General features: G+C 74.7%; 4 protein-coding genes and 1 pseudogene. All 5 read right to left on the bottom strand.

Annotated features, from left to right (window positions below; translation table 11 throughout):
- A pseudogene (locus ACFRMQ_RS37765) lies at window positions 1–293 on the bottom strand (hypothetical protein); the annotation flags it as partial.
- Window positions 290–1288, bottom strand: coding sequence for an ABC transporter ATP-binding protein (locus tag ACFRMQ_RS37760; protein ID WP_380735397.1), 999 nt, complete (start codon window positions 1286–1288; stop codon window positions 290–292). The gene ACFRMQ_RS37760 and the pseudogene ACFRMQ_RS37765, both read right to left, overlap by 4 nt.
- A gap of 95 nt (window positions 1289–1383) precedes the next feature.
- A complete protein-coding gene (locus ACFRMQ_RS37755; RefSeq protein ID WP_380735396.1) occupies window positions 1384–2670 on the bottom strand; it encodes an NYN domain-containing protein in 1287 nt (428 codons plus the stop codon).
- 279 nt (window positions 2671–2949) lie between these two features.
- A complete protein-coding gene (locus ACFRMQ_RS37750) occupies window positions 2950–3999 on the bottom strand; it encodes an aspartate-semialdehyde dehydrogenase (RefSeq protein ID WP_380735395.1) in 1050 nt (349 codons plus the stop codon).
- 103 nt (window positions 4000–4102) lie between these two features.
- Window positions 4103–4990: a dihydrodipicolinate synthase family protein gene (locus tag ACFRMQ_RS37745; RefSeq protein ID WP_380735394.1), complete on the bottom strand. Its 888-nt coding sequence runs from the start codon at window positions 4988–4990 to the stop codon at window positions 4103–4105.
- Between the last annotated feature and the right edge of the window lie 194 nt (window positions 4991–5184).

The raw sequence follows: 5184 nt of genomic DNA, 5'->3' as shown, positions 1-5184 counted from the left end.
ACCGCCTGGTCGTGCGGGCTGCGCGGCACCATGCCGCGGTCGCGCCACTTGTACGGGGCGGTGGAGCTGATGGCCAGGCCGGGCGGCAGGGCGTCCACCACCCCGCGCATCATCACCAGGATGCCCACCGACTGGAAGGTGGCCACGAACAGCAGCGGGATGCGCGCCACCCGCGCCCGGGCGAGCTGCGCCCGGTACACGGCCGCGAGCGCCGGCAGCAGCCGGGCGGCGGGGGCGAGCGGGGCGGGGGCACCCGTGGACCGGCGGGTCTCCGGCGCCGAGAGCAGCGTCACTTGGCCAGTCCTCCGTGGCGGCCGCCCAGCTTGAGGTAGGCGTCCTCAAGGCTCGGGGTGGCGAGGGTGAAGTCGTCGAGCGCGGCGAAGGCCGGGCCGGTGGTGACGGCGGCGACCAGTTCGCGGGCCTGTTCGGGGGTGGTGCGGACGGTCCAGCGGCGCCCGGTGCGCTCGGCCCGTTCGCGCAGCGCGGCGACGGCGGGGACGTCGAGCGGCGCCTCGTCCCGCCAGACCAGGTCGAGCCGGACGTCGCCGTCCACCAGCGCCTTGAGCCCGCCGGGTGTGTCGCAGGCGATCACCCGGCCGTCGTCCACCACGGCGACCCGGTCGAGCACCGTCTCCGCCTCGATCACGTTGTGGGTGACGAGCAGCACCGTCGTCCCGTGCTCGGCGCGCCGCCGGTCGACGGCGCTCCAGACGGCGCGCCGGGCGACCGGGTCCATGCCGGTGGTCGGTTCGTCCAGGACGAGCAGCGGCCGGTCCCCGACGAGGGTGGCCGCGAAGCAGGCGAGCCGCCGCTGTCCGCCGGACAGCTTGGCGAGCGGCCGGGCCGCGATCGGCTCCAGCCCGAGTTCCGCCAGCACCTCACCGGCCGCGCCGCGGGCCCGGGCGCGGGTGAGGCCGCGCAGCCGGCCGGTGGTCTCGGCGGCGAGCGCCACCGTCAGCTCGTCCAGCGCGGTGGACTCCTGCCCGAGGTAGCCGAGCAGCCGGGCGGCCCGTTCGGGGTGCCGCACGATGTCGTGGCCGAGGAGTTCGACGGAGCCGGAGTCGGGGCGGAGCAGGCCGGTGAGCTGGCGGACCAGCGTCGACTTCCCGGCGCCGTTCGGTCCGAGCAGCCCGAAGATCTCGCCCTGGCGGACGGTGAGGGTGATCCCGTCGTTGGCCCGGATCTCGGTGGCGGCCGCGCCGCGCCCGGCGCGGTAGGTCCTGACCAGGTCGCGCACGGCCACGCACGGCAGGGGTTCCTCGGGTGCTCGCCCCGCCGTCTCGTTCACGACCGAAGACTCTACGCGCTCATACGGGCGAACCGGACAAGGGGGCCCGGCCTGCGCCTTCGCCGCTCCCGCCCGGGCCGCCGGGCCGGGCGGGCTCAGTCGTCGACGACCATCGTCCCGCCCGGCACCCGGGCCGCGAGTTCCTTCCAGAACCCGGCCCGGATGGCGTAGCGGTCGTGTTCGTCGATCTGGTCGTCCTTGTGTGCCAGCAGCCCGAAGCGGGCGGCGTAGCGCAGCAGTTCGCCGTCCACCCGGTGCGGGATGCGCGGGTAGTCGGGCCAGAGCGTGGTGAGTCTCTCGGTGTCGCCGACCCGGTCGCTCCAGCGCCGGGCGAAGACCTGCCCGACCTCGTGGGCGTCGCCGCCGATGGAGGTGATGTCCTCCTCGCGGTCGGCCCAGCGCTGCTCGGCGGTGGTGAGCTGGGCGAGCGTGGGCAGGCTGTCGCCGGCGGTGACGGCGGGTTCCGGGGCGGGCCGGTCCACCCAGCCGCGGTCGGAGGACCACCGGAGCACCGGCCCGGCCTGGGCGGCGGCGGTGTGGCCGTTCACGCCGTGCCCGTTGGCGCCGGTGGCACCGGCGACGCCGTTGGCCACCGGGGCGATCGGGGTGACCGAGGAGGTGCGTCCGGCCAGGTCCTTCGGCGTGGGGACGACCTTGAGCGCGGCCGCCGGCTGCGGCCGTCCGTCGTCGGCGGGGCCAGGCTCGGCCGGGGCGGCCTCCGCGGCGACCGGGCGGGCCACCGGCGGCACCACGGTGGGCAGCACGGCGGGCGGGGCGGCGAGGATCTTGGCGATCTCCTGCCGGGCCCCGGGGGCCGGGAAGGGGCTGGAGTGCTCCCGCAGCGAGAAGGACCCCTCGATCCACTCCCGGTCGAGCACCCGCCGTTCGTCCGCCTCGCCGACCAGGTCCTCGGACTGGTTGAAGTCGCCGTCGGCGGCCTGCAGCGCCCACAGGTGGACGGCCACGCCGTGCTCCTTGGCGGTCATCATGCCGGGCAGCAGGTCCCCGTCCCCGGTGACCAGCACGACGTCGGCGCAGGCCCGGTTGCGGGCGAGTTCGGAGAGTTCGGCGTGCATCGCGGCGTCCACGCCCTTCTGCACCCAGCGCCCCTCGGCCCGGGTGAGCGCGCCGAGCCGTACGGTGACCCGGGGCAGCACCCGCAGCCGCCGGTGCTCGGGCATCGGGCGCCGGTCGGGGGCGGCGTCGAACCAGTAGATCCGCAGCAGCGGCAGCCCGGTCTCGGCCTCGGCGCGCTCGCGCAGGGCGGCGATCAGGGCCGTGTGGTTCACGGTGACCTTGGAGCGGGACGGATCCCCTGCGAGCAGGCTGGCGGCGGCGCCCAGCAGATATCCGGCGTCCACCAGGACGACACAGCGGTCCATCGCGCACCTCTTTTCGCTCGCCCTCGGAAGCCATCGGCTGGTCGATTCGGCCGTGACGGCCGACCGTTCGGCCGGGCGTGCCGCGGTGAGGGGCCCCCGGTCGCCGCCCGATCGTTGGGTCACCTTCTACCCGCGGTTCGCCTGCCGAACCTCTCCGGTCATCCCGTTACCGCAAAGGCCGTACCAACGCAACGCAAAAAAATGCGAAGGCGGGCCCCGTACAACGACGGGGCCCGCCCGAGGTCACGCGGTCGTGTTCCGACCGGTGGACGGAGGTGTTCAGCCCTTGAGCTCGGCGGCGACCAGCTCGGCCAGCTGGACGGCGTTCAGCGCGGCGCCCTTGCGCAGGTTGTCGTTCGAGACGAACAGCGACAGGCCGTTCTCGACGGTCTCGTCCACCCGGATGCGGCCCACGTAGCTCGGGTCCTGGCCGGCGGCCTGGAGCGGGGTGGGGATGTCGGACAGCTCGACGCCGGGGGCGCCGGTGAGCAGCTCGACGGCACGCTCGGGGCTGATCGGGCGCTCGAAGCGGGCGTTGATCTGGAGCGAGTGGCCGGAGAAGACCGGGACGCGCACGCAGGTGCCGGCGACCTTCAGCTCCGGGATGCCGAGGATCTTGCGGCTCTCGTGGCGGAGCTTCTGCTCCTCGTCGGTCTCGTTGGAGCCGTCCTCGACGACGGAGCCGGCCAGCGGCACCACGTTGAAGGCGATCGGCCGCTGGTAGACCTTGGGCTCGGGGAACTCGACGGCGGCGCCGTCGTGGGCGAGCGCGGCGGCGCCGGCCTCCACGACCTTGGCGGCCTGGTCCCGGAGCTCGGCGACACCGGCCACGCCGCTGCCGGACACGGCCTGGTACGTGGAGACGACGAGGGCGGCGAGCCCGGCCTCCTCGTGCAGCGGGCGCAGCACGGGCATGGCGGCCATGGTGGTGCAGTTCGGGTTGGCGATGATGCCCTTGGGGCGGTCCGCGATGGCCTCGGGGTTGACCTCGGAGACGACCAGGGGGACCTCGGGGTCGCGGCGCCAGGCGGAGGAGTTGTCGATCACGACGGCGCCGGCCGCGGCGGCCTTGGGGGCCAGGGCCTTGGAGGTCGAGCCGCCGGCCGAGAAGATCACGATGTCCAGGCCGGTGTAGTCGGCCGTGGCCGCGTCCTCGACGGTGACCTCGGTGCCCTGCCAGGGCAGCGTGCGCCCGGCCGAGCGGGCCGAGGCGAACAGCCGCAGCTGCTCCACCGGGCCGATTCCACCGGGAAGCCCGGCGCGCTCCGCCAGGATCTCGCGGACCACGCCGCCGACCTGGCCGGTGGCACCGACAATGCCGATCTTCATCTCCGACTACTCCTCTGAATGGTGCTGTTCACAGCCGCGCTCTGCCCATCATGCCTTGTCACGCGGGTGCGGCGGCCTGGTGTTCCACGCTGTGAGAGCGTTCCTACTGGTCCAGACCACTGGCGAGGGCCAGCGCGGCGCGGACCTCCGCCTCCCCGGCCGGCAGCAGCGGCAGCCGTACGTCCGGGGTCGGGATGCGGCCCTGGGCGTGCAGCACGCCCTTGGTCACCGACGGGTTCGGCGCCGTGAAAGCGGACAGCGCCAGACCGGTCAGCCGGTGCCCGAGCGCCCGAGCCCGCTCCACGTCCCCGGCCCGCCAGGCCTCGGCCAGCTCCACGAACCGGGCGGTCGCCAGGTGCGAGGAGGCGAGGATGCCGCCGGCCGCGCCGAGCGCCAGCATCGGCGACAGGTAGGCGTCCTCGCCGGTGAGGAACGCGAACCCCTCGGGGGCGTCGGCGAGCAGCTCGGCGGCCGTCTGGTCGAACCCGCCGGTCGCGTACTTGACGCCCACCACGCCGTCGATCGCGGCGAGTTCGCGCAGCGCGGCGGTCGAGAGCTGCTGCCCGGTGCGGTACGGGATGTGGTAGACGACCAACGGCAGCGGGCTGCTCGCGGCCAGGGCCCGGAAGTGCGCGACCGTCCCGGCCTCGCCGGCCCGGACGAAGGACGGGGTGGTGACCAGCGCCGCCGCCCCCGGCACCTTGGCGCCGAGCGCGGCCAGCGCCTCGCCGACGGCCCGGGTGTCGCCGCCGGAGGCGCCGACCAGCAGCTGGGCCCCGCGCGCGGCGCAGGCGGCCGCCGCGACGTCCAGCACCGCGTCCCGCTCCTCGGCCGTCAGCGCGGCCGGCTCCCCGGTGGTGCCCAGGGCGCAGAGCCCGGCCGCCCCGGCGTCCAGCACCTCGTGGGCGAGCTTCTCCAGCGCGTCCAGGGCGACCGAACCGTCGGCGGCGAACGGGGTGATCAGGGGGACGTAGATGCCCTTGAGTTCCATGCCGACGATCCTGCGTCCGATCGATCGCCCAGGTCCAGTTCACATTTCCGACGCTTCTCGTAAGCTGAGCCGATGCTCGACGGGCCCCCTCGGAGGAGAGGGCCTAGGCCGTGTCTCACAATTCGCGTCGGATCAGCGCGCGGCGTCGGGCGCCCGGCTGGGCGTGCCGGCGAAGCGTCCTCGTACTGGGTCGT

Source organism: Kitasatospora sp. NPDC056783 (genome assembly GCF_042789895.1).
Taxonomy (GTDB): domain Bacteria; phylum Actinomycetota; class Actinomycetes; order Streptomycetales; family Streptomycetaceae; genus Kitasatospora.
This window is presented reverse-complemented; position numbering and strand designations above follow the sequence as displayed.

Bases quoted from the DNA above. Each gene is read 5' to 3' on its own strand.
- ACFRMQ_RS37755 (WP_380735396.1), bottom strand. From the start codon at position 2,670: ATGGACCGCTGTGTCGTCCTGGTGGACGCCGGATATCTGCTGGGCGCC.
- ACFRMQ_RS37750 (WP_380735395.1), bottom strand. From the start codon at position 3,999: ATGAAGATCGGCATTGTCGGTGCCACCGGCCAGGTCGGCGGCGTGGTC.
- ACFRMQ_RS37745 (WP_380735394.1), bottom strand. From the start codon at position 4,990: ATGGAACTCAAGGGCATCTACGTCCCCCTGATCACCCCGTTCGCCGCC.